The organism is Tardiphaga sp. vice154, from assembly GCF_007018645.1.
Lineage (GTDB): Bacteria > Pseudomonadota > Alphaproteobacteria > Rhizobiales > Xanthobacteraceae > Tardiphaga.
Genome location: NZ_CP041399.1, coordinates 2,148,582 through 2,172,171, shown reverse-complemented (window position 1 = coordinate 2,172,171; position 23,590 = coordinate 2,148,582). Strand labels below are relative to the sequence as shown.

The 23,590-nt window shown below is 64.6% G+C and carries 18 protein-coding genes; 3 read left to right on the top strand and 15 right to left on the bottom strand.

Features of this window, described 5'->3' with window-relative positions:
- Window positions 1-24: 24 nt before the first annotated feature.
- Window positions 25-1,194, top strand: coding sequence for an adenosyl-hopene transferase HpnH (gene hpnH / locus FIU28_RS10110; RefSeq protein WP_143572809.1), 1,170 nt, complete (start codon window positions 25-27; stop codon window positions 1,192-1,194).
- A 266-nt stretch (window positions 1,195-1,460) separates the two neighbouring features.
- Here the strand turns inward: hpnH and FIU28_RS10105 are convergent, their stop codons facing one another.
- Window positions 1,461-2,792: an aspartate aminotransferase family protein gene (locus FIU28_RS10105; protein ID WP_168202905.1), complete on the bottom strand. Its 1,332-nt coding sequence runs from the start codon at window positions 2,790-2,792 to the stop codon at window positions 1,461-1,463.
- 144 nt (window positions 2,793-2,936) lie between these two features.
- Between FIU28_RS10105 and FIU28_RS10100 the strand changes: the two genes are divergently transcribed.
- Window positions 2,937-3,485, top strand: coding sequence for a cupin domain-containing protein (locus FIU28_RS10100; RefSeq protein ID WP_143576129.1), 549 nt, complete (start codon window positions 2,937-2,939; stop codon window positions 3,483-3,485).
- Window positions 3,486-3,718: 233 nt separating this feature from the next.
- Here the strand turns inward: FIU28_RS10100 and FIU28_RS10095 are convergent, their stop codons facing one another.
- The 6 genes from FIU28_RS10095 to FIU28_RS10070 form a co-directional block, all read right to left on the bottom strand.
- Window positions 3,719-4,450 (bottom strand): phosphorylase, encoded by a 732-nt coding sequence (locus tag FIU28_RS10095; protein ID WP_246660934.1) that lies wholly within the window; start codon window positions 4,448-4,450, stop codon window positions 3,719-3,721.
- On the bottom strand, window positions 4,447-6,420 hold the full coding sequence (gene shc / locus FIU28_RS10090) for a squalene--hopene cyclase (RefSeq protein WP_441351283.1): 1,974 nt from the start codon (window positions 6,418-6,420) through the stop codon (window positions 4,447-4,449). Before shc ends, FIU28_RS10095 begins: the two co-directional genes overlap by 4 nt.
- Before the next feature lie 26 nt (window positions 6,421-6,446).
- A complete protein-coding gene (hpnE, locus tag FIU28_RS10085; RefSeq protein ID WP_143572808.1) occupies window positions 6,447-7,718 on the bottom strand; it encodes a hydroxysqualene dehydroxylase HpnE in 1,272 nt (423 codons plus the stop codon).
- Entirely contained in the window at window positions 7,718-8,563 is an 846-nt protein-coding gene (gene hpnD, locus FIU28_RS10080; RefSeq protein WP_143572807.1) for a presqualene diphosphate synthase HpnD, read from the bottom strand. The genes hpnE and hpnD overlap by 1 nt, the downstream gene beginning before the upstream one ends.
- A gap of 4 nt (window positions 8,564-8,567) precedes the next feature.
- Window positions 8,568-9,446 carry a squalene synthase HpnC gene (gene hpnC / locus FIU28_RS10075; RefSeq protein WP_143572806.1) on the bottom strand — a complete coding sequence of 293 codons (879 nt, stop codon included), beginning with the start codon at window positions 9,444-9,446 and terminating at the stop codon, window positions 8,568-8,570.
- A gap of 209 nt (window positions 9,447-9,655) precedes the next feature.
- Window positions 9,656-9,889, bottom strand: coding sequence for a hypothetical protein (locus tag FIU28_RS10070; protein WP_143572805.1), 234 nt, complete (start codon window positions 9,887-9,889; stop codon window positions 9,656-9,658).
- Between the two features lie 380 nt (window positions 9,890-10,269).
- On the opposite strand from FIU28_RS10070, the gene FIU28_RS10065 reads away from it, so the two are divergent.
- Complete coding sequence (locus tag FIU28_RS10065) at window positions 10,270-10,767, top strand: hypothetical protein (protein WP_143572804.1); 498 nt, start codon at window positions 10,270-10,272, stop codon at window positions 10,765-10,767.
- Between the two features lie 91 nt (window positions 10,768-10,858).
- Here FIU28_RS10065 and FIU28_RS10060 read toward each other — a convergent pair whose 3' ends face one another.
- From FIU28_RS10060 to FIU28_RS10025, 8 genes are all read right to left on the bottom strand, one after another.
- Window positions 10,859-13,228: an efflux RND transporter permease subunit gene (locus FIU28_RS10060; protein WP_143572803.1), complete on the bottom strand. Its 2,370-nt coding sequence runs from the start codon at window positions 13,226-13,228 to the stop codon at window positions 10,859-10,861.
- 169 nt (window positions 13,229-13,397) lie between these two features.
- Window positions 13,398-14,180: an ethanolamine ammonia-lyase subunit EutC gene (eutC, locus tag FIU28_RS10055; RefSeq protein WP_143572802.1), complete on the bottom strand. Its 783-nt coding sequence runs from the start codon at window positions 14,178-14,180 to the stop codon at window positions 13,398-13,400.
- A complete protein-coding gene (locus FIU28_RS10050) occupies window positions 14,180-15,760 on the bottom strand; it encodes a B12-binding domain-containing radical SAM protein (RefSeq protein WP_143572801.1) in 1,581 nt (526 codons plus the stop codon). The genes eutC and FIU28_RS10050 overlap by 1 nt, the downstream gene beginning before the upstream one ends.
- Window positions 15,761-15,962: 202 nt before the next feature.
- Complete coding sequence (locus FIU28_RS10045) at window positions 15,963-17,342, bottom strand: ethanolamine ammonia-lyase subunit EutB (RefSeq protein WP_143572800.1); 1,380 nt, start codon at window positions 17,340-17,342, stop codon at window positions 15,963-15,965.
- Between the two features lie 74 nt (window positions 17,343-17,416).
- The gene (locus FIU28_RS10040; RefSeq protein WP_143572799.1) at window positions 17,417-18,766 is read right to left on the bottom strand and encodes a globin-coupled sensor protein; all 1,350 of its coding nucleotides are present in this window, start codon (window positions 18,764-18,766) and stop codon (window positions 17,417-17,419) included.
- Between the two features lie 232 nt (window positions 18,767-18,998).
- Window positions 18,999-20,195: an NAD(P)/FAD-dependent oxidoreductase gene (locus FIU28_RS10035; RefSeq protein WP_143572798.1), complete on the bottom strand. Its 1,197-nt coding sequence runs from the start codon at window positions 20,193-20,195 to the stop codon at window positions 18,999-19,001.
- Entirely contained in the window at window positions 20,192-21,070 is an 879-nt protein-coding gene (locus tag FIU28_RS10030) for a transglutaminase family protein (protein ID WP_143572797.1), read from the bottom strand. Before FIU28_RS10030 ends, FIU28_RS10035 begins: the two co-directional genes overlap by 4 nt.
- Entirely contained in the window at window positions 21,067-23,574 is a 2,508-nt protein-coding gene (locus FIU28_RS10025) for a circularly permuted type 2 ATP-grasp protein (protein ID WP_143572796.1), read from the bottom strand. Before FIU28_RS10025 ends, FIU28_RS10030 begins: the two co-directional genes overlap by 4 nt.
- Between the last annotated feature and the right edge of the window lie 16 nt (window positions 23,575-23,590).

The following is a 23,590-nucleotide window of genomic DNA, read 5'->3' as shown; positions in this document are numbered from 1 at the left end:
CGTGTGTGCAGAAAGAAACTTGAAATGGCTATTCCGTTCTTCAAAGAAATGAAAATCGGCGGCTATCTGGTGAAGCAGAAATTGCTTGGCCGGAAGCGGTATCCGCTGGTGCTCATGCTGGAGCCGCTGTTTCGCTGCAATCTGGCCTGCGTCGGCTGCGGCAAGATCGACTACCCCAATGCCATTCTCAATCGGCGCATGTCCGCGCAGGAGTGCTGGGACGCGGCCGACGAGTGCGGCGCGCCGATGGTTGCGATTCCCGGCGGCGAGCCGCTGATCCACAAGGAGATCGGCGAGATCGTCCGCGGTCTGGTGGAGCGCAAGAAGTTCGTCTCGCTGTGCACCAACGCGCTGCTGCTGGAGAAGAAGCTCGATCTGTTCACGCCGTCGCCCTATTTGTTCTTCTCGGTGCATCTCGACGGCCTCAGGGAGCACCACGACAAGGCCGTGTCGCAGGAAGGCGTGTTCGACCGCGCGATCTCCGCGATCAAGGCCGCCAAGGCGAAGGGCTTCGCCGTCAACGTCAATGCGACGATCTTCGACGGTCACGCTGCCGAGGACATCGCCAAGTTCCTCGACTACACCGTGGAGCTGGGCGTCGGCGTCTCGATGTCGCCGGGCTACGCCTATGAGCGCGCGCCCGATCAGGAGCACTTCCTGAACCGCAGCAAGACCAAGAAGCTGTTCCGCGACGTCTTCGCGCTCGGCAAGGGCAAGAAGTGGAACATCATGCATTCCGGACTTTTCTTGGACTTCCTGGCCGGCAACCAGGAATACGAGTGCAAGCCCTGGGGCATGCCGGCGCGCAACATCTTCGGCTGGCAGAAGCCGTGCTACCTGCTCGGCGAGGGTTACACCCAGACCTTCAAGGAATTGATGGACACCACCGACTGGGACACCTACGGCACCGGCAAGTACGAAAAGTGCGCCGACTGCATGGCGCATTGCGGTTACGAGCCGACCGCCGCGGATGCCGCGATCAGCAATCCGTTCAAGGCCCTGTGGGTGGCGATGCGTGGCGTCAAGACCTCGGGCCCGATGGCGCCGGAAATCGACATGACCCATCAGCGCCCGGCGCAGTATATCTTCTCGTCGGAAGTCCAGAAGCGCCTGTCCGACATCCGCAAGGAAGAAGCCGAAGCCGCCGCCCTCAAGGCGCAGGCCAAGGCCGAGAAGGCATCGACCGCGGCGTAGGTCGAACTCTTCAGATACGAAAAAGGGCGCGATGCAAATCGCGCCCTTTTTTGTTGTAGTTAGATCAAGCAAACATACGTGACGCGCCCTCTTCCTTCTCCCCTTGTGGGAGAAGGTGGCGCCGACGAAGTCGGCGTCGGATGAGGGGGCACTGGGTTCGGAGCTCGTGGCACCCCTCACCCGTCTCGACCGCTTCGCGGCCGATCCACCCTCTCCCACAGGGGGAGAGGGAAGAAAGCGAGCGTCGCGGTCCGTCGAATCCGATTCTAAGCGACCCGCTTGATGGCGTCGCCGAGGATCGAGACGATATCGTCGATGTGGCTCTTCTCGACGATCAGCGGCGGCGACATCGCAAACGAATCGCCACTCTGGCGCAGGTAGACGCCGCTGTTGAAGCAGTCGACCATCACGTCATAGCCGCGCGCATACGGCGCATCCTTGCGGGGGGCCAATTCGACGGCGCCCATCAGGCCGCAATTGCGGATGTCGATGACGTTCGGGAATTCCCTGAGCCGGTGCAGGGCATCGCGCCAGTACTCGGCGATCGAAGCGACGCGGGTCAGCAGTCCCTCGGCCTTGTAGATGTCCAGCGTGGCGATACCGGCGGCGCAGGCTACCGGATGCGCCGAGTAGGTGTAGCCGTGGAACAGCTCGATCTGGCCTTCCGGTCCGTTCATCAGCCCGTCGTAGATCGTGCGGCTGGCGAACACCGCGCCGCACGGCACGGTGCCGTTGGTGATGCCCTTCGCGGTGGTCATGATGTCCGGGGTGACGCCGAAATGCTGCGCGGCGAACGGGGTGCCGAGGCGACCGAAGCCGCTGATGACTTCGTCGAAGATCAGCAGGATGCCGTGCTTGGTACACAGTTCGCGCAGCCGCTTGAGGTAGCCTTTCGGCGGCGGCAGCACGCCGGTCGAGCCGGGCACCGGCTCGACGATGACGGCGGCGATGGTTTCGGCGCCATGCAGCGCGACCATCCGTTCAACGTCGTCGGCGAGTTCGACGCCGTGCTCCGGCAGGTCCTTCGAGAAGGCGTTGCGAGCCAGATCATAGGTGTGGCGGATGTGATCGACGCCCGGCAGCTGGGCGGACGAGAAGGCGCGGCGGTTGTTGAGCATGCCGCCCACCGACGTGCCGCCGAAGCCGACGCCGTGATAGCCGCGCTCGCGGCCGATCAGGCGCGTGCGCGCGGCCTGGCCGTTGGCCCGGTGATAGGCCAGCGCGATCTTGAGCGCGGTATCCATCGATTCCGAACCGGAATTAGTAAAGAAGATGCGATCGAGGCCTTCGGGGGCGATCTCGGCCAGCCGGTTGGCGAACTCGAAGGCCAGCGGATGGCCCATCTGGAACGCTGGTGCAAAATCGAGGGTCGTGAGCTGGCGTTCGACGGCCGCGGCGATCTCGCGGCGGCCATGGCCGGCATTGGTGCACCACAGGCCCGCCGATGCGTCTATTACCTTGCGGCCGTCTTCGGTCGTGTAGTGCATGCCCTCCGCGGCGGCGAACATGCGCGGCGCCGACTTGAACTGGCGGTTGGCCGTAAACGGCATCCAAAACGATTCGAGTTGCAGGCTGTTCGGAATCTGATGAATGGACAAGGGGCGCTCCTCTGGCTGAACGCACCAGATCACGTTCGCCCAAGGCGCAACAAGTCCTTTTCTTGGGTGGCGCAAGCCATTGATTTATTTCTGCTCAACGGCGCATATTTGCCGGATCCGAAACACTTCCAACAGGCATTGGCTATGACCATCGATCTGGGCGAGCGGCTGAGGTTCGTTCGTGGCCGACACAAGCTGTCGCAGCGCGAGTTGGCCAAGCGCTCGGGCGTGACCAATTCGACGATTTCGCTGATCGAGTCCAACCAGATGAATCCGTCGGTCGGCGCGCTCAAGCGTATTCTCGATGGCATCCCGATGGGGTTGGCCGAATTCTTCGCCATGCAACCGGAGACACGGCAGAAGGCCTTCTATCGATCGGACGAACTGACCGAGATCGGCAAGAAGCCGATTTCCTACCGTCAGATCGGCGACAATCTTTTCGGCCGCAGCCTGCAAATCCTGAAGGAGCGCTACGAGCCGGGCAGCGACACAGGCCGGGTGCCGCTGGTGCATGACGGCGAGGAAGGCGGCATCGTGGTGAGCGGCCGGCTTGAAGTCACGGTCGATGACGAGCGCCGCATTCTCAATCCCGGCGATGCCTATTATTTCGAAAGCCGACGTCCTCACCGATTCCGCTGCGTCGGCGACGCGCCTTGCGAAATCATCAGCGCCTGCACGCCACCGTCATTTTGAGCCGACGAGCGCTGTCGATCTTCCTTCTCCCCCGCGCGAAGCGAAGCTTCGCTAGGTGGGAGAAGGTGGCGCGGACGAAGTCCGCGTCGGATGCGGGGTTACTGGCTCGGAGTTTGTTGCCGCCCTCACCCGTCTCGAACCGCTTCGCGGTTCGATCCACCCTCTCCCACCTAGCGAAGCTTCGCTTCGCGCGGGGGAGAGGGGAAGAATAGAACGTCGCGGTTCGGGAAGAACTAGACTTCCGCCGACACCAGGCTGGTTTCGCCGAGGAAGAAGCTGCGGCAGTCGCGCAGGCTGCGCAGCGCGCGGTTGAAGTCGCGGCCGGTCGAGACCAGCGCGCGGATCACCAGCGGGTTGCGGGCGATGCCGCGCATCACCTTGGCGAGGTCGATGTCGCCATTCGGCTTGATCGCGGTGGTCGCCAGTTCCGGCAGCGCCCGGTGGGCGGGATCGGAGACGACGCGCAGGGCGGCAAACGGCAATCCGGCAGCCGCGGCGTAGCCGGCGGCAATGTGGCTTTCCATATCGACCGCGGCAGCGCCCGTGCCGGAGCGCAGGGCAGCCTTGCCGACCTGTCCGGTGACGACCTTCTCGACACCGGCAAGCCCGCCGCGGAACACTTTCTGGCCGATGCCGGCGCCGGCGATCAACTCCTCGCTCAGGGTTTCGCAGGCCTGCCAGCAGCGCTCGCCAGCCATGACTTCGGTCGCCACGATCACGGCGCCGGACTTGAGCTGCGGATCGAGACCGCCGGCAACGCCGAACGAGATCACGCCGCGGATGGTGGTGGGATCGAAGCCAGCCAACAAAGCGCGGAGCTGGGCGGGGTCGCTGGAACTGCAGATGACGGTCATGCCGGGGCCGGCTGCGATCTTGGCTTCCTGAACCAGTCCCGTGACGATCAATACAGGACGCGGGTCCTGAGAAGCGCTCCCGGTCGCAATGCCCCCAGCCGTCAAAATCACATCCCGACCCTTACCGTCTTGCTGTTGGTGCTCTTCAAATTGCGGAACCGGGCCAGCGCCCAGAGCGGGAAGAACTTCGCATATCCATGATAACGCAAATAAAATACGCGCGGGAAGCCTGTTGCGGTGTAGCGCGCCTCATCCCACAGGCCTTTTTCGGTCTGTGTGTCAATTAAGTATCGCATTCCCCGCGCCACCGCCGGATGCTCGACCTCGCCGGCCGCCATCAGGGCCAGCAAGGCCCATGAGGTCTGCGACGCCGTGGTCGGCGCCTGCTCGTAGCCCTTGTAGTCGAGCCGGTAGCTGACGGCGTCCTCGCCCCAGCCGCCATCGGCGTTCTGGACCGACAGCAGCCAAGTCACGGCCCGGCGCATCATCGGGTCCTGGTGGTCGATCCCGGCGGCGTTGAGAGCACAAAGCACCGACCAGGTGCCATAGATGTAATTGAGGCCCCAACGGCCATACCAGGAGCCGTCGGCGAGCTGGGTACGGCGCAGATATTCGACGGCATCGGCCATCGGCCTGCTGGTCTGGACGGTCTCGCCGAGCTGCGCCAGCATCGAGACGCAGCGCGCCGTGACATCCTCGGTCGGCGGGTCGAGCAACGCGCCGTGGTCCGAAAACGGGATGTGGTTGAGATAATGTTCGAGATTATCGACGTCGAACGCCGCGAAGCCGCCATCGCGACTCTGCATGCCCAGGATCCACTCCCGGCCGCGGTCGATCGCGTGGTCATAGTCGGTGATGCCAGCGTGCTTGCGCGCGCGGTCCATCGCCATCATCACCACGGCGGTATCGTCGAGATCGGGATAATGGGCGTTGTTGTATTGGAAAGCCCAGCCGCCCGGCCGCAGATCGGGTCGCTTCACCGCCCAGTCGCCCTTGACGTCCAGCACCTGCTTCGGCACCAGCCAGTCGAGGCCACCCTTCGCGGCATCGAAGGCGGCATCGCCGCCGGCCTCAAGCATGGCATGCGCCGTCAATGAGGTGTCCCACACCGGTGAGACGCAGGGCTGGCAATAGGCTTCGACCTCGCCGATCACCAGGAGCTTGTCGATGCCGCGGCGGGTAGTGGCGCGCGGCGGATGGTCCGCGGGAAAGCCCAGCACCTCGTACATCATCACGGTATTGGCCATCGGCGGATAGATCGCGCCGAGCCCGTCCTCGCCGTTCAGCCGCTCCTCGACAAAGGCCACCGCCTTGTCGATCGCGCGCTGCCGCAGCTTCTTGGGGAAGAACGGTTCGGCAGCGCGCAGCAGCATGTCGATGCCGGTGAAGAAGGCGAACAGCGCGCGGCTCTGGTGCGGCGCGCGCGCGGTGCGGCCGATCAGCTTGGGATCCTGCAGGAAAAGTTCGCGGATATCGATCTCGCCAAGATTCTGCGCACGCGGCTTTTTCGCAGTCAGCACCATCAATGGCACGATGGTGGCGCGGGCCCAATACGACATCTTGTTGAGGTGAAACGGAAACCAGAACGGCAGAAACATGATCTCGACCGGCAGCACCGGCACGCTCTTCCAGGTCAGCACACCGAACATCGACAGCATGAAGCGCGTGAACACGTTGCTATGGATCGCTCCGCCGCGCGAACGGATCGCCTCGCGCGCTTTCGCCATATAGGGCTCGTTGGGATCGACGCCCATCATCTTCAGCGCGAAGTATGCTTTCACGCTGGCGCTCATGTCGAACGGGCCGTCCTGCACCAGCGCCCAGCCGCCATGCGTGCCCTGGGTGCGGCGAATGTAGTTGCCGATCTTGCGCTCCAGCTCGTGATCGACGGGCTCGGCGAGATAGTGACGCAGCAGAGCGTATTCGGAGGGGATCGTGACGTCCGCCTCAAGCTCGAACACCCAGTGGCCGTCAGGCTGGCGGAATCCGAGCAGGCCCTGCCGCGCCGCGTCGATGCTGCTTTCCAGCGCCGCATTCGAAACGGTGGCCTCCGCATGATCGGACTGCATCTGGTTCGGCATGATGTGTACTCGTCGTGAACTAGTGGTTACGCCTGCGACATCGCCAGAACGAGATCGGCGGCGCGGTCGCCGGAGCGCACCGAGCCCTCGATGGTCGCCGGCAGCCCGGTGTCGGTCCAGTCGCCGGCGAGGAACAGGTTCTTGAACGCTGTCACCGGACCCGGCCGCAGCGCGTTCTGCTCGGGCGTGGCTTCGAAGGTGGCGCGGCGCTCGCGCACGATCTGCCACGGCGGCAGCTCGGCGGTAATGCCGGCGGTCTTGCAGATATCGTCCCAGATCGCCTGCGCCAATTGTTCGCGCGGCATGTCGATCAGCCGGTCAGCGCCGGAGATGGTGATCGAGAGCCGCTGCGGAAACGCGAACAGCCATTCGATCAGGCCGCCGACCACGCCGGTGAGATCCGGCAGGCCGGCCGGCGGGTCAAAACGGAAATGCGCGTTGACGATGGCGCGGAATTTGGTCGGCGCCGTCAGCCCAGGCAGCATCGACATCGCCGCGCGCGGCGGCACGGCCATCACCACGACGTCGTCGGGGCCGAGGGTCACCACGTCGTCGGCGCCGAAGTTCAGTTCGCCGGCGCGACCGCCGTTGTTCGTGAAGCCGCGCAGTTCATGTCCGAAATGGATACCTGCGCCTTTGCTGCGCAGCAGCTCGATCGCGGGTTCGACCAGCACGGCGCTCAGGCCATCGCGCGCAATCAGCGGCCGGCAGGCGTGGCCGCCGGCGAGCAGCGTCTCACGCACGATCGCGCCGGCGAGACCGGCCGAGCCTTCCGGCGGATCGACATTGAGCGCGGCGAGCAGCAACGGCTGCACCAGCCGGTCGTACAGTACGCCCTTGCACGGGATGACGTCGCCAACCAGCTGGCTCGGCTTCGCCCAGATCAGCGGCGCCAATGCCAGATAGTCTTTGATACTGGTATCCGGTACGCGGCGCGTCTTGTCGAACAACCAGGTCGGAATGCGACCATTGCCGAGGTCGAGCTGCCAGCGTTTTCCGGTCTTCAGATCGAAGAAGGGAAACTGCGCGCGCGCAGGACCGACCAGGCCGGCCTCGGTGCCGATCGACTTCGCATAGGCGATGGCGTGGTGGTTGCCCGACAGCAGCAGATGGTTGCCGTTGTCGATCACCAGCTGGGTCTGCGCGTCGAAATAAGAGCGGCAGCGGCCGCCGGCCTGCTGCGTGGCCTCATGGACATGCACCTGGAAGCCGGCATTGGCTAACCTGACGGCGGCAGCGAGGCCGGAAATTCCGGCGCCGATGATGTGAGCAGTCTTGGTAGGAGGAGTCTTGGTCATCACACGATGCCGTATTGCAGCAGGATCGCGATTTTCGACGCGCGGCCGAGGCGGACCGGATCGCGCGGCAGCGCGAAGCCACGCTCAACCAGCAGTTCGAGAATCTTGCGATAGTATTTCGACATGATGCGCGGCGCCTTCACGGTGCTTCGGCGGTTGCGCGACATGATCTCGTCGGCCTTGTCGTAATGCGCGCGGGCGCGCTTCACGAGGGGAGCCGCGACCTTCGGCACCGCCGGGCTGGCGATCACGGTGTCCGGGTCGCTCGAGGTGATGCCGGCGTGAAACAACAGTTCGCGCGGCAGATAGAGACGGCCGATATCGGCGTCCTCGTCGATGTCGCGCAGGATGTTGGTGAGCTGCAGCGCGCGGCCGAGGTGGTGCGCCAGCAGGATGCCGTCGTCGTCCGGCAGGCCGAATATCTTGACCGACAGCCGGCCGACGGCGCTGGCGACGCGGTCGCAGTACAGATCGAGCGTGGCCTCGTCCGGCGCGCGGATATCGGCCGGCACGTCCATCTCCATGCCGTCGATGACGGCGATGAAATCCTCGCGGCGCATGCCGAATTGCGCGATCGGCGCCGCGTAGGATTGCACCCGCGCCGGTGGATTTCCGGCATAGAGCGCGTCGATATCCTCGCGCCACTGCTGCAGGGCTTCGAGGCGCTCATCGCGCGGACCGTCGGAATCGGCGATGTCGTCGACCTGGCGGCAGAAACTGTAGACCTGGAACATGGCGTCGCGCTGCGCGCGCGGCAGAATCCGCATCGCGGCATAGAACGAGCTGCCGACCGCGATCCCCTGGGCCTCGTCGCGGGCCTCTTCGATATTCGGTGCGCTGTTCATGGGATCAAGCGCCCGGTGTCGAGCGCGACAGCGGCGCGCCGCCGGTGGCGCGGCGCCACAACCCGCCGAACAGCCCGCTGAGGCCAAAGCTGACCAGTTGCATCTTCGACAAATGGACACGCTCGCTGAGCGGATCGCGCAGTTTCAGCAATTTCAGGATTTCGCGGGCATAGGTGTCGATCACCGCGACCTCGCAGCCGAGCCGGATATCGGCGACCTGCACCGTCAATACATCGCTTTCGCGCAGCAGCGTGTCGGTCTTGTCGGCGAGCTCACGGATGCAGGCCAGCAGAGCAGGCGAGGCCGTGCGCTGACCCAGCTCAGCCCGCGTCGCGCCGAAGCGGGCCAGCGTGTCGTCGGGAATGTAGACGCGGTCGAGCTCGCGGAAATCCTCGCCGCAATCCTGCAGATGGTTGTTGATCTGTAGAGCCGCACACAGCGCGTCAGAGGCCGGCCAGGTGGCCCTGCTCTCGCCGTGCACGTCCAGCATGAAGCGGCCGACCGGCATCGCCGAATACGAACAATAATGGATCAACTCATCCCAATTGCCGTAGCGACGGCGGTTGACGTCCATCCGGAACGCGGTGAGCACGTCCTGGGCATGGCGCGGCGCCATGCCGCGCTCGGCCAGAGCGGCGCGCAGTACCACGCCCTCGCGCTGGGCATCGCTTTGCCCCAGCAGATTGGCTTCCAGCTCATCGAGCAGCGCGAGCTTGGCCGCAGCATCCAGCGTGGCGTGGTCGGCAATGTCGTCGGCCGTGCGGACGAAATTGTAGAAGGAAAGAATCAGCGCCCGGTGGCGCGGATGGATGATCCACGACGCCACCGGGAAATTCTCGTCCTTGTGGGTTTTGCCCGATCGCAGGTCGCTCGCAGGGGTCATTCAAAAAGGGCTACATTGGTGACAAACAGGGATGGCCCGCCCATCGCCCACCTGAATTCGGCGGGCTGGTCGGTCGCGAGCCCCCATATAGGGGAAATCGCCCGGCTAAACCAATGCCAAATGCCCGGATACGGCTGCCCACCCCGAGGCCCTGCGCGACAAGGCCGGCCCGCGGCAGACCGCCGGGCCGGTCCGATCGCGCAGCCGGCTTACTGGCCGTGGCTGATCAGCACGTTGCCGCAGGCCTTGGTCAGCTTCGGGCGGTTTTCCTTCAGGCAGGACAGGATCGTGAGATCGCCCTGATCCATCAGGGGGCGGCAAAAACGCTGCACGTCGCGCGTACAGGCCTTCTGTTCGGCCTCCGTACCACTGCGCTGCTGCGCCAACGCGCCCGTCGTCGCGGACACGGAAAGCACGGACAGAACCAAGAGAAATCTACGCATTGTCTTCCTTCAGGGTGGGGACAGATTCAGCTCGTCAGCTATTTAGCATAACGCTGCGTTGTCGCATCGAGGGGGACGGCATATCTTCAGGCTCCGCAGCAGATTGGCAAAAATGGATGCAATCCGGACACAGCGCCGACCGAACCGAGACACCTGACAAATGCGGCAAAAACGCGCCGCCTCGCTGAATAAAGCTCGACCGACAGACAGGTTCCGGGGCTGTGAACTTGCGCCGCACGCTGCTGCAAAATCTTACCCGCGGGAGGTGACGGGGTACTTCTGGCTCAAGGCGGTGAAATCTAATTAAGTTGAACCTTACGGAACGCAGCAATACCAATTCGACGCGGCCGCGCCGGAGGCGCATGGGTAGGGAAGACGATATGAAACGATCTGCTCTGTTTTTTTCACGTTTGGCGGTCAAGGGCGCCGGTATCGGCGCCATGCTGATGCTGTCGGTCTCGGCCGGCCAGGCACAGTCCGGCCCGTTTGCCGGGTTCGACGGCTCCTGGAACGGCAGCGGCACGGTCACCCTGTCGGATGGCTCGTCGGAACGGATCCGCTGCCGGGCGACCTACCGGATCAATGGCGGCAACGCCCTGTCGCAAACCCTGCGCTGCGCCAGCGACAGCTATAAGTTCGATCTCTCCAGCAACGTGACCAGCCAAGGCGACAACGTCTCGGGCAACTGGAGCGAAGCTAGCCGCGGCATCAACGGCAACCTCAACGGCCGCGCCGGCGGAGGCCAGATCGACGTGTTCGTCGAAGCCGCGGGCTTCGCCGCCAGCATCACGCTGACGACGCGCGGCAACCGGCAGTCGGTATCTATCAATTCCAAGGGTGAAATCCGCGACGTGCGGATCAACATGGTCAAGGGCTGAGGCGACCGCGCCACCGGCCACGCTCTCCCGCTGCCATCGCCCCGGATTGACCGGTCGATGACAGCCGGGTTTGTGCGCCTTGGACCCCGCCCTACTCCGCCGGCTTGGTCAGTGTCGATCGGCCGGTCAGCTTCTGTTGCAACTGGATCAGCCACATCGAGGTCGGGCGCAGGATGAACAAGTCCGCGACCAGGGCTGCGACCATCGAGAAGGCCGACAGCCAGCCGAACAGCCGCAGCGACGGCAGGTCGGAGAACACCGTGACGATCAGGCCGCAGGCCAGCACTACCGTGGTCAGGATCAGTGCCGGGCCGACCAGCACCGTGGCGCGCTCCACCGCGACAGCGGGATCGGTCCCCGGCGTATCCTCCAGCCGCAAGCGGTTGAGGAAGTGGATGGTGGCGCTGAGGCCGAGGCCGAACGACACCGTGAGCGCCACCACGCTAGCGAATTGCAGCCCCTCTCCCAGCAGCCACAGCACGAAGCCGGACAGCACCACCGGGAAGATGCCCGGCAGAATGCACGCCAGCCCGACCACCCAGGAGCGGAAGGCGAGCCCGATGAACACCGCGACCAGCACGAATTCGATGGTCAGGCCGTGGTTGAGCTTCTCGATCATGCTGGCCGAATTGCGTGCCGCGATCGCCGACAGACCCGTGACCGCGATCTCGTAGCCGGGATGCCTGGCGCGGACGTCCTGCAAAAGGCCGTCGAGCTTGTCGACTACCGGCAGGATCTGGCTGGAATCCAGATCCGCGACGCGGCCGGATACCACGACCGCGGTCTTGTCCGCGGAGATGAAGCGGCGTGCCAGATGCTCGGGAATAACGTCGACATATTCCTTCAGCGTGCCGACGTCCGTGGCACCGGCTTTTTCGGCGAGCCAGCGGCGCAGCGTCTCGATCGACCAGACGTTGCCGACGCCGGCCGACTTCTCGACCAGCGAATGCACGTCGGCAATGGTCGCCAGCGTCTCTGGCGAATACAGGTCCTGGCCCTTGGGGAATTCGATCAGCACGTCGATCGGATTGGCGCCGGTCAGCTTGGCATCTAACCGGCTCGAGGCGGCGACCGCCTGCTCCTTGTCAGGTACCTGGTCGGCGAGGCGATAGCGCGGCTCCAGATTGGCGTAGACGATGCCGAGGCCGACGACGACCACCACCGAAATCAGGCTGAACAGGCCGGGACGGCCGACCATCCGCACCGCGATCCAGTAGCAGAAATCGCGCAGCGCCTTGACGCCGGAATCCGCCTTCTGGAACTTGGCGGCGAACTTCTCCTCGTTGCGCACCAGCAGCACGCCGAACACCGGCACCAGCGACAGCACCGCGACCAGCGCAATGATGGTGGCGGCCAGGCCGGCCTCGCCGAAGGCGCGGATCAGGTCGGAATCGGAGAATTGCAGCGCCAGAAACGAGATGCCTGCGGTGGCGTGGGTCAGCACGCAAGCGGGCCCGACAACGAGCACCGCGTTCTTGAATGCGGAGTACTTGTCCTCGCCGGCGATCAGCCGGTCACGCGCCGCGAAGGTGAGCTGCATGGAGTCGGCGAAGCTGATCACCATGATCAGCGGCGTCATCACGTTGAGGAACATGTTGAGGCTGAAGCCGGCCCAGCCGAGCGCGCCCAGTGCCAGCAGAATCGCCAGCAGCGGCGGGAACGCCGCCACGATCATGAACGACACTTTGCGGAAAAAGATGATCGCGATGATGCAGCCGGCGAGGATGCCGGCGACGTTGTAGATCAACCCGTCGCGTTCTACGGCGTTGCGGATCTCGAGCTGCATTACCGGCACGCCGGAGAGCTGCTTGGTCAGGTTGGAGTCGGCGAGATCGTCGTTCATGATCTTGCGGATCTCGCCGACGACCTTGGTGAGCTTGTTGTTGCTGACGACCTCGGGATCGAGCGACAGCACCACCAGCGCCAGCGTGCCGTCTTCGGACAACAGCTTGCCGCGGATCAGTTCGTTGGTCTTCACGGTTTCGATGAACTGGTCGTAGGCCGCGCCTTCGGGCAGCTCGGCGGGAAACAATGCCGCCGGCAGCTTGCCCGGCGCCGGCGTCTGCCGGGCGGAGAATAGCGAGATCAGTCCGCGGGTGCCGTCGACCAGCTGCAAATCGGTGACGAGGTCGCGGATCTTTTCGAGATTCTCGCGGGCCAGCAGCGTCTTGCCTTCGACGACCACCAGCACGTCGAACTCGCTCGACGGGAAGCGCTTCGTCACTTCCTCATACTGCCGATACTCCTTGGAGTCGGAGCGGAACAGCTGGCTCAGCGAATCGTCGATCTTGATGCGCTGGATGCCGAAGATCGCGCCGATCACCAGCGCCAGCAGGATCAGGCAGGACACGACCGGCGCCTTGACGGCGATCAGGCCAAGTCGCTCGAGGCCGAAGGCGATGCTGACGGGTCCTTTCCCAAGCTTTGCAATATCGGCGTCGTGCGAACTCTTGTCGTGCATCGTCTGTCCAGTTCTGTCGAAGGCGGCTCGCGTCGCACACCTCCGGGGCATCAATGAGGCGGCGTTCAACAGGACCGAACAGGCCTAACTGTTGAAAACATGGGCAAATTCCATCGGGAACTGGTGTAGCAGGTGAGTGTGACACCTCGCAAGGCGGTGGCGAGGCACGTCATGTCGGCATCGTGCCGAGTGCGCGCAGCCCACTCTCATCCTTCAACGCAACGCCGGTGACGCCGCGGGACAGGCCCTCGCGCACCAGCCACGCGATCTTGGTAGCGGCTTCGTCGTAGCGCAGACCGGCGGACTGGATGTTGGACACGCAATTGCGTCGCTCGTCGGTCAGGCCCGGTGTCGGACCCAGCGTGAGGTAGGCGCCGAGGCTGTGCGGCGACGATAGCCCCGGTCGCTCGCCGATCAGCAGCACGGTCATCCGCGCCTGCAGAAGCGCGCCGATCTCGTCCCCGAGTGCCACGCGGGCGCCGCAAGCGATCACCACCGGACCGATCCGCAATCCCGCGAGCTTTGGCAGCAAGGTTCCGATCAGCTCCGCAACATGCGCGTTGGCGGCCGCCGGCGACAGGCCGTCTCCGACCATCAAGGCGATGTCGCAGGGCGCGGCGTCGCGTGCCGCAAGTTGAATTTGCGATGCTTCATCGAGCTTGCGGCCGAGATCGGGGCGCTTGAGGTAGTCGGCACGCGCCAACGCCTGGCTCAAAACCACCACCGTCTCCAGCCCGAGCGCGACCAGAGCATGGGCGATCGCCTCCGTGTCGAACGACGAATGAACGGCATCGCGCGCGCGGGCATGGTCCAGCGTGAAGTCGAGCAGCGCCCGTGTCGTCAGGCTGGCACCGCTACGGCCCAGCCCGATCCGCGCCGGCGTCAGCGCTTTCAGGTCGGCCACCGTCCGCCGAAGCGGACGGGGCGTATTGTCGTCGGCCACGCCGGCCATTATTCGGCCGGAACCGCGTCCGGCAGCTTCATTGAATAATACGATGCGCTGGTGGTGCCCTGCGAGGCATCGCGCGAGAACATGATGAGGTGCTGCGCGACCATGATCGAGGAGATCAGATATTCGATCTCGCCGCGCTTCAGGCGACGGAAGGCGAACTTCCAGAACGCCGCCTTGTAGTCGCCGAGCACGCCGACCTTCCAGAAGATGTTACGCAACATGATCAGACCCATCCGGATATTCTTCCAGGACATCTGCTCTTTGGTGCGCGGCATGATGCGGTTCGGATAGGTGTGGGTGATCTGGTACTCGTACCGATCGAGCAGCTTCTGCGGCTGATAGGCCGCGCCCATGCAGGCGCGCCACGAACTGACCACGTCATGATACGGCAGCAGGAACTCGACGTTGGAATCGCGGCCCTCCTCCTCGTTGAGGCGGTCGGCCTTCTTCAGTCGGTCCCACAACGGCGTCTGCGGCAATGCCTGCAGCAGGTTGATGGTGAGCAGCGGGATCTGCGAGGCATCGACGAAGTCGAGCAGCGACTGGCCGGTTTCCGGACGGTCGGTGTCAAGGCCGAGAATGATGCCCGACACCACTTCCATGCCGAACGAGTTCAGCACTTCGATCGATTCCATGATCGGCAGGACCATGTTGTGGTCCTTCTTCATTGCCTTCAATGCCACCGGATCGGGCGTCTCGATGCCGCAGAAGATGGTGCCGAACAGCGAATCGCGCATCAAGGCGAGGATTTCCGGGCGCTTGGCGATGTTCAGCGTGGCTTCGCAGGACAGCCGCAGCACGTAGCCGGTCTTCTTCTGCCATTCGACAAGATGCGGCAGCAGGTCGAGCGCGGCCTTGCGGTTGCCGATGAAATTATCATCGACGAAATAGACCGAGCCCATGATGCCGCATTCGAGCAGCTTGTCGAGTTCCGCGGTGATCTGCTGCGGCGACTTCAGCCGCGGATTGCGGCCATAGAGGCCGGGGATGTCGCAGAACTCGCACTGATACGGACAGCCCGAGGAATACTGGATCGAGCCCAGGAAGTAGCGCGGGATCTCGGCCAGCTCATAGGCCGGGATTGGAAACTTGGTCATGTCGAGGCGTTCGTCGGTCTTCAGAACGACCTGACAATCCGGCCTTGTGACATCGGCGGCCAGAATGTCGATCAGCCGATCGGTGGCGTCGCCGAGTTCGCCGCAATGCAGATAATCGAATGCCGGATAGTATTCCGGGCACGACGACACCGACGGACCGCCGATCGCCACCGCCAGGTCATGGGCGTGGGCGCGGTGGCAGATGTCGTTCATCTGGCTGCGCTGGATGTGCATGCCGCTGACGAACACGGCTTCGGCCCAGCGGAAATCCTCGTCGGTCGCGACGCGGATGTTCTCGTCGATGAAGCGAACGTCCCAGTCCTCGGGCATGTAGGCAGCGATCAGCAACAGCCCCTGCGGCGGCATGAACGCCTGCACGCCGTCGGTGAGAGGGTAGGCATATTCGAACGTGCCGAATGAAGATGTGTATCGCGGAAAGACACACAATATGCGCCGTGCCGTCTGCCTGCCCTCAGCTCGCATCAATTTTCCTTTGTGGATTCGCCGGATGCCCCCCGCTGGTCATACTCGGCGCAGGGACTAATGTCTTAAGGTTCAAGCGGTTCCACTCCCGCCGGGTAAAAGCCGATCTAATCATGGTGCTTAAGGCTGGGCTACAAATTCTTCAAGATTGTGGCGTGCTTTGACGATTAGGTGACAGCAGGCGCATGACGCGGCGATGACATCAGGCGATCAGCCGTGCCAGCTCCGGCAGCAGGCCGTCATGGCCGTCGATGCGGAAATCCCTGTCCGTCAGGCCGGCGCGCACCAGCCAGTCGTCGAATTCCGGCGCCCGCTTCAATCCGAACAGATCACGGACATAGAGCGCGTCGTGGAACGACGTCGACTGATAATTCAGCATCACGTCGTCGGCGCCGGGCACGCCCATGATGAAAGTCACGCCAGCCGCTGCCAGTAGCGTCAGAAGATTGTCCATGTCGTCCTGGTCGGCCTCGGCATGGTTGGTGTAACAGACGTCGATGCCGAGCGGCAGGCCGAGCAGCTTGCCGCAGCAATGATCCTCCAGCCCGGCGCGGATAATCTCCTTGCCGTCATAGAGATATTCCGGGCCGATGAAGCCGACCACGCTGTTGACCAGCAGGGGATTAAAGGCGCGGGCCACGGCATAGGCGCGCGCCTCCAGCGTCTGCTGGTCGACGCCGTGATGGGCATTGGCGGATAGCGCACTGCCCTGCCCGGTCTCGAAATACATCACATTGTCGCCCACGGTGCCGCGCTTCAGCGAAAGCCCGGCCTGATGCGCCTCCTTCAGGATGGCCAGATCGATGCCGAAACTCTTGTTGGCGGCTTGGGTGCCCGCAATCGACTGGAACACGAGATCGACGGGAAAGCCCTGGTCGATAAGATCGAGCGAGGTCGTGACATGAGCCAGCACGCAGCTCTGCGTCGGGATCTGCAGCTTGCCGATGACCTCGTCGAGCAGCCGCACCAGGCCGCCCAGCACCGCGGGATCGTCGCTCGCAGGGTTGATGCCGATGCAGGCATCGCCGGCGCCGAGCATCAGGCCATCGAGCACCGAAGCGGTGATGCCGCGAATATCGTCGAACGGATGGTTGGGCTGCAGCCGCACACTCATCCGGCCGCGCAGGCCGATGGTGTTGCGGAAGCGGGTGATCACCTCGCATTTCTTCGCCACCAGGATCAGGTCCTGGTTGCGCATCAGCTTGGAGACCGCGGCGGCCATTTCCGGCGTGATGCCCGGCGCGAGCCGCCGCAGAACCTGCGGCGTCGCGGCCTCCGACAGCAGCCAGTCGCGCAAGCCGCCGACGGTCAGCGACGCAATCGGGGCAAAGGCCGGGGCGTCATGGCTGTCGATGATCAGCCGCGTGACCTCATCGTCCTCGTAAGGCACGACGGTCTCCTGCAGGAATTGCGACAGCGGCACGTTCGCCAGCGCCATGCGGGCGGCGATCATCTGCTCGGCGCTGTCGGCGGCGACGCCGGCCAGCCGGTCGCCGGAGCGCGGCGGCGTCGCCTTGGCCATCAGGTCGCGCAGGTCGGCAAAGACATGGGTCTGCGCGGCGATGGCGTGGCGATAGATCATGGCAAACTCCGGGGCCGGCTGCTCCCGAACGTTTCGGGAGGCCGGCCACGGCGCAGACTAGCATGGAAGCCGCGTTACGCAGCCTTGACGGTGGCGAGGAACTTGTCGACCTCCCCGCGCAACTGCTCGGACTGGCGTGACAATTCGGACGCCGAAGCCAGCACCTGCGAGGCGGCGGCACCGGTTTCACCGGCAGACGCCGTGATGCCGGCGATATTGGACGACACCGTACTGGTGCCGCGCGACACTTGCTGGACGCTGCGCGAGATCTCGTTGGTCGCGGCGCCCTGCTGCTCGACCGCAGCCGAGATGGCGGTGGAGATCTCGCTCAGCGCACCGATGACCTTGGTGATGGTACCGATCGCCGCGACCGATTCCGTGGTCGAGCTCTGGATGTCGCCGACCTGTTCGGCGATCTCCGCCGTCGCCTTGGCGGTCTGTTCGGCCAGCGACTTGACCTCCTGTGCCACGACCGCAAAGCCGCGGCCGGCCTCGCCGGCGCGTGCCGCTTCGATGGTCGCGTTCAGCGCCAGCAAATTGGTCTGCGCCGCGATGTTGTTGATCAGTTCGACCACCGTTCCGATCTTCTGAGCGCCTTCGGCGAGCCGGTTCATCTTCACCGCGGTTTCATCCGCATCGCGCACGGCGGCACTTGCAATCCGCGAGGATTCATTGACCTGACGGGAAATCTCGCTGATCGAGCTGGTGAGTTCTTCCGTCGCCACTGCGACCGCCTGCACGCTCGACGACGCTTCGCGCGATGCGTTATCGACCACCTGCGACTGCGCCGTCGCCGTGCTCGCCGAAGAGGTGAGCATCTGCGCCGCGGTCTGCAATTCGGTGGAGGCCGACGCCACGATCCCAACCACGCCGCCCACGGTTCGTTCGAAATCCACGGCCAGGCGATCCAGCATCTCGCGACGTTCGCGGCGACCTCCCTCGACATAGACCGAGATCGCCAGATCCATGTCGAGCATCGCAGCCTTGATAATCGCGGTCTGGAACGCCGCGCGTTTCTTCTTCGCGCTGGAGTCGAACCTGCCGAATGGCATCTTGGTGGCGATGGCGTGCACCAGCCCGGCTGCCAGCGCGTTATAGCCGCCGATGTACCAGCGCGGCTCGAGCCCGAGCTTGTTGTGAACCTCGCCGATCTTGGTGACCGACGCAGAGTACGTATCGTCGAACCGCGCATCCAGGATCACCGACCAGTGCTGGATCTGCATCTTCTTGGCGTGCATCATGTGATCACGGCTCTTGAAGAATTTCGCGGTGTCGGAAAACTTTCCGATGTGATCGTAGAAGGCGTCGAGCACCCCGGGAAGTTCGCCGAGCACAAACGTCTTGGCTTCACGCAGGGCCGCCATGGTCTCCTGGTCGATCAGATTGAAACGAAGGCGCTCAGACAGTGAATTATTGCTGCTCATGGGAGCTCCTGTGTCAATCGCAGGCTTGAAGCGGTATTCAGCTGCGTTTATCTCGGTGCGGATCCCTCCATCGAGAGGGCGGTGAACGCGGCCAGGACATCAGGATTTTTTCGCTAGCCTGAGTTTGATATCCGCACGACAACAATGTCGCGGCATAGTTAAATTAGGGTCTCTGCGGCAAACCGTAATTTTACGGAAGGTGGCCCGGCGGCGACGCCGGTGCGCGCTTTTACTAGATTCCGTTACCGGCCGCGAAGCCGGACGACCACGCCCACTGAAAATTAAATCCGCCGAGATGGCCGGTGACATCGACGACTTCGCCGATGAAGTACAATCCCGGCACCAATTTCGATTCGAACGTCTTCGAGGATAGTTCGGTGGTATCGACGCCGCCGAGCGTGACTTCAGCCGTGCGATACCCCTCGGTACCGTTCGGGCGCACCCGCCATTCCTTGACCGCCGCCGTCGCTGCCGCGAGAAACTTGTCGGAATAGTCCGCCAGCCGCGGCGGGCCGGCCACGCGCTCCGACGCCATCTGCGCCAGTCGCTTCGGCAGCAGCTCGGTCAGTACCGTCGCCAGCTCCTGGCGCGGCCGTTCGCGGCGCGCCTGCTTCAGCCCGGCCAGCACATCGACATCCGGCGCCATGTCGATCATGACGTCCTGGCCGTCGCGCCAGTACGACGAGATCTGCAGCACCGCGGGCCCGCTCAGCCCGCGATGGGTGAACAGCAGAGCCTCCTCGAAGCGCGCCTTGCCGGTGCTGACCGCGGCATCTACCGCCAGCCCCGCCAGCTCCTTGAACTGCGCGAGTTGGCCGACGTCGAAGGTCAGCGGGACGAGGCCAGCGCGCGGCGGCACCATCTTGTGGCCGAATTGCTGCGCCGTCTTGTAGCCGAACGCGCTGGCGCCCATTTTCGGAATCGACGGCCCACCGGTGGCGACCACCAGCGAGCGGCTGCGATACTCGCCCTGGTCGGTCCCGACGACGAAGCCGGATTCGTTCTTCGACACGCCGAGGATCTGGACGCCGAGCCGCATCTGCGCGTCGCCGCGCCGGCTTTCCGACAGCAGCATGTCGATGATCTGCTGCGCCGAGCCGTCGCAGAACAATTGGCCTTTCGTCTTCTCGTGATAGGCGATGCGATACTTGTCGACCAGCGCGATGAAATCCTGTTGGGTGTAGCTCTTCAGCGCCGATTTGCAGAACTGCGGATTGTTCGACAGGAAATTCGCCGGCGAGGTGTGCAAATTGGTGAAATTGCAGCGGCCGCCGCCGGAGATGCGGATCTTTTCGCCGGGCGCCCTCGCCTGCTCCAGCAGCAGCACCGAACGGCCGCGCTGGGAGGCTGTACCGGCGCACATCAAGCCTGCAGCGCCGGCGCCGAGGATGATGACGTCATAGGTGTTGAACGTGCGGGGCGTGCTCATTCGACCAGCAATACGTCGACGCCGACGGCGAGCTTCTGCTTGCGCGCGCCGATGATGACGCCATCGACCGGCGACACGTCGGAGAAGTCACGGGCGACAGCGAGGATGATGTGGTCGTTCTCCACCAGAATGTCGTTGGTCGGGTCGAAGCCGACCCAGCCGAGTTGCTTGCCGCACCACACCGAAGCCCAGGCATGCGTGGCGTCGGCGCCCTGCAGCCGCGGCTGCCCCGGTGGCGGGATGGTGCGCAGATAGCCGGAGACATAGGCCGCCGGCAGGCCGAGCCCGCGCAGGCCGGAGATCATGATGTGGGCGAAGTCCTGGCAGACGCCGTGGCGCTTTTCCAGCACCTCCTGCAGCGGGGTGGAAATCACTGTGGCCTTCGGATCATATCTGAACTCGGTTCGAATGCGGTGCATCAGGTCGATCGTCGCTTCCAGCATGCCGCGGCCCGGCGTGAAACTCACCGCGGCATAGGCGGTAACATCGGCCAGCAGCGGCACCAGCGGGCTGGCAAAGACATAGCCGATCGGCGACGCCGCACCAAGATCGGCCGATTTATACGACGCCTCGCGCACGTTCTCCCACGCCGGACTGTCGTCGCTGCGGACAGGCACCGTGCGCTCGACATAGACGCGGGAGCGGCTGTCGATCCGCAGCGTGCGGTGCGGGGTCTCGATTAGCACGGTCTCGGTCGCGGTGCCGAAAAAATCGGTGCGCGTCGTGCGGCTCGCCGGGGTCGGCTTGATCTCGACATGGTGCGAGACCAGATGCTGGCCCGGGCTGGTTATTGGCTCCAGCCGCAGCGAGCAGCGCGCGAAGCTGACCGGGCTTTCGTAATTGTAGGTGGTGACGTGGCGAATATCGTAGATCACGCCAGCCCCGTCAGTTTTTCCGGCCGCGTCGCGCTGGAGGCGTGCGGGAAATAATGCGAGCCGATCGCGCTGGAAAGACTGAGCAGGTCCTGCTCCAGCACGAATAGCGATTTGGTATTCAGCTCCGAGGCTTCCCCGGTGGTGAGCGATGTCTGCAGCGCCATCGCCAGCCGCTGCGGACGCTCCATCAGACCGTCCTCTTTCAGCGCCGGGAGATTGGCGATGTGATCGTTGAGCGCCGACACCTGGAACGCGACCGAGCGCGGATTATAGGGGTCGAGCATCACGAGATCGCGCACCGGCGCCAGCAACGGGCCGACCAGATAGCGCGAGCGGTAGGTGATCTGGCAATCCACCAGCGTCAAAAGAATATCGAGATCGTCGGCGCTGGCTTCGTCATAGGCAAACTGCCGGGCAAAGCGCGTGGTGTTGATGGCGCGTTCGGCGCGGCGGCCCATCTCGAGAAAACGCCAGCCGGCGGCGCGGTTCATATTTTCCTGCGCCAGACCGGCGAAGCTCGCCAGCTCCTGCAATGTGAGTTCGGCGGCGCTGACCACGCCGTCATCGTCCTCGACCTCCTTGCCGAGCCGGTCGGCCATCTCTGTGATGACCTGCCAGGCGTCCGGCGACAGCCGTTCGCGCAGCGACGTCGCGGTGCGTTGCGCTGAGCGCACTAATGACAGCGCGGAGCCGAACTTCTCCTCGCTTTGCAGGGCTTGCGCGGCGACCTTAGCGGGCTGCGAGCGCGCGGTCCCGGAGGTCGCGCCCCAGGCCACCAGCAGGCGCTGGATGCGTTCGACCGAATGCTGCGCCGAGGCGCCGCCCTTGCCGGGGTCGCGCTGCGGCACGCCGAGCGCGCGCACCAGACGCAAGGTCGCCTCGGCGCGCTCCAGGTAGCGGCCGAGCCAGAACAGATTGTCGGCAGCCCGGCTCGGCACCCAGCCCGCAATGCGGCGGATGCGGACGGTCTCGACCGCCGGCAGCAGCGTGGTGGTCGGCACCGCCCGGTCGGCGACGACCCAGACGTCGGCGGCACGGGCACCCGCGCCCATCGATACCGCACGCGCATCGGGCTGGTCGGCGATGCGGCAGAAGCCGCCGGGCATGATGGTCCAGCCTTGCGGCGTGGCGGCGGCGAACACCCGCAGCACGAACGGGCGCGGCGCGAGGCGGCCGTTGTCCCACACCGGCGTGGTCGAGAGCTGCACCAGCTCCTGGCCGACATAATCGATGCCGCGGTTCTGGATCGCGGCGCGCAGCCGGTCGCGATCGGCCGGCGACAAATTGGCGGCGAGCACCGGGCCGGGACCCGGGAAGCCCGGCACCGACTGGCCGTAGGCGCTCTCGATGACGAAGTCGTCGAGCCGGTCCAGCACTTCCTCGCGCGCCGCCTTCTGGCCGCACCACCAGGTCGCGATATGCGGCATCTGCAGCTTTTCGCCGAGCAGCTTTTCGCACAGGCTCGGCATGAAACCGAGCAGCGCGCGCGCTTCCATCACGCCGGTGCCGGGCATGTTGGCGACGACCACGCCGTTCTTGCGGATCACGTCGAGCAGGCCGGGGATGCCGAGCTGCGACGAGGCATCGAGCTCAAGCGGATCGAGCGAATTGGAATCGACGCGGCGCAGCAGCACGTCGAGCCGCTTCAGGCCGGCCACGGTGCGGATGTGGATGCGGTCGCCGGACACCGCGAGATCGTCGCCCTCGACCAGCAGGAAGCCGAGATAGCGCGCCAGCGTGGCGTGTTCGAAATAGGTCTCGCTGAACGGCCCCGGCGTGAGCAGGCCGATGCGCGGCTCGTCGCGGTCGGCGGAGCCGCGCAGATTGTCGCGAAACGCCTCGAAGAACGGCGCCACGCGCTCGACATTCATCGACTTGTAGAGATCGGTGAAGGCGCGCGACAGCACCAGGCGGTTTTCCAGCGCATAGCCCATGCCGGACGGCGCCTGGGTGCGGTCGCCGAGCACCCACCAGCGGCCGTCGGGGCCGCGGCCGAGATCGGCGGCATAGAAATTCAGATAGCGGCCACCGGGGGGGGCCACGCCGCACATCGCGCGCAGATATTCTGCGCTGCCCGCGATCGCCGCCGCCGGCACGGCGCCGTCCGCGACCAGCCGGCCGCGGCCGTACAAATCGGTCAGCACCAGCTCGTGCAGTTGCGCGCGCTGGATCATCGCGACCGAGATCTGCTTCCACTCGGTCTCGTCGATCAAAAGCGGCACATGGCTGAGCGGCCAGACCCGGTCCGCAACGTCGCCCGGCGCCCGGTAGGTGACGCCGGCCTCGCGCAGATGGCGGTCGGCCGAGCCGAAGCGGCGCTCGATATCGGCGGCCGGGAGGTCACCAAAGGCATCGAAGAACCGCGTCCAGACCTCGCGCGGCGTGCCGTCAGCCTTGAGATATTCGTCGGGAATTCCGGGCAGCCGCTCGTAGTCGCGGGTCCACCGCGCAACCTTGCGATGCCCCGGACGGGGTTTTCTCCCCTGGCCGGTCTGTGACGTCATCCCGACTCTCCTGCCA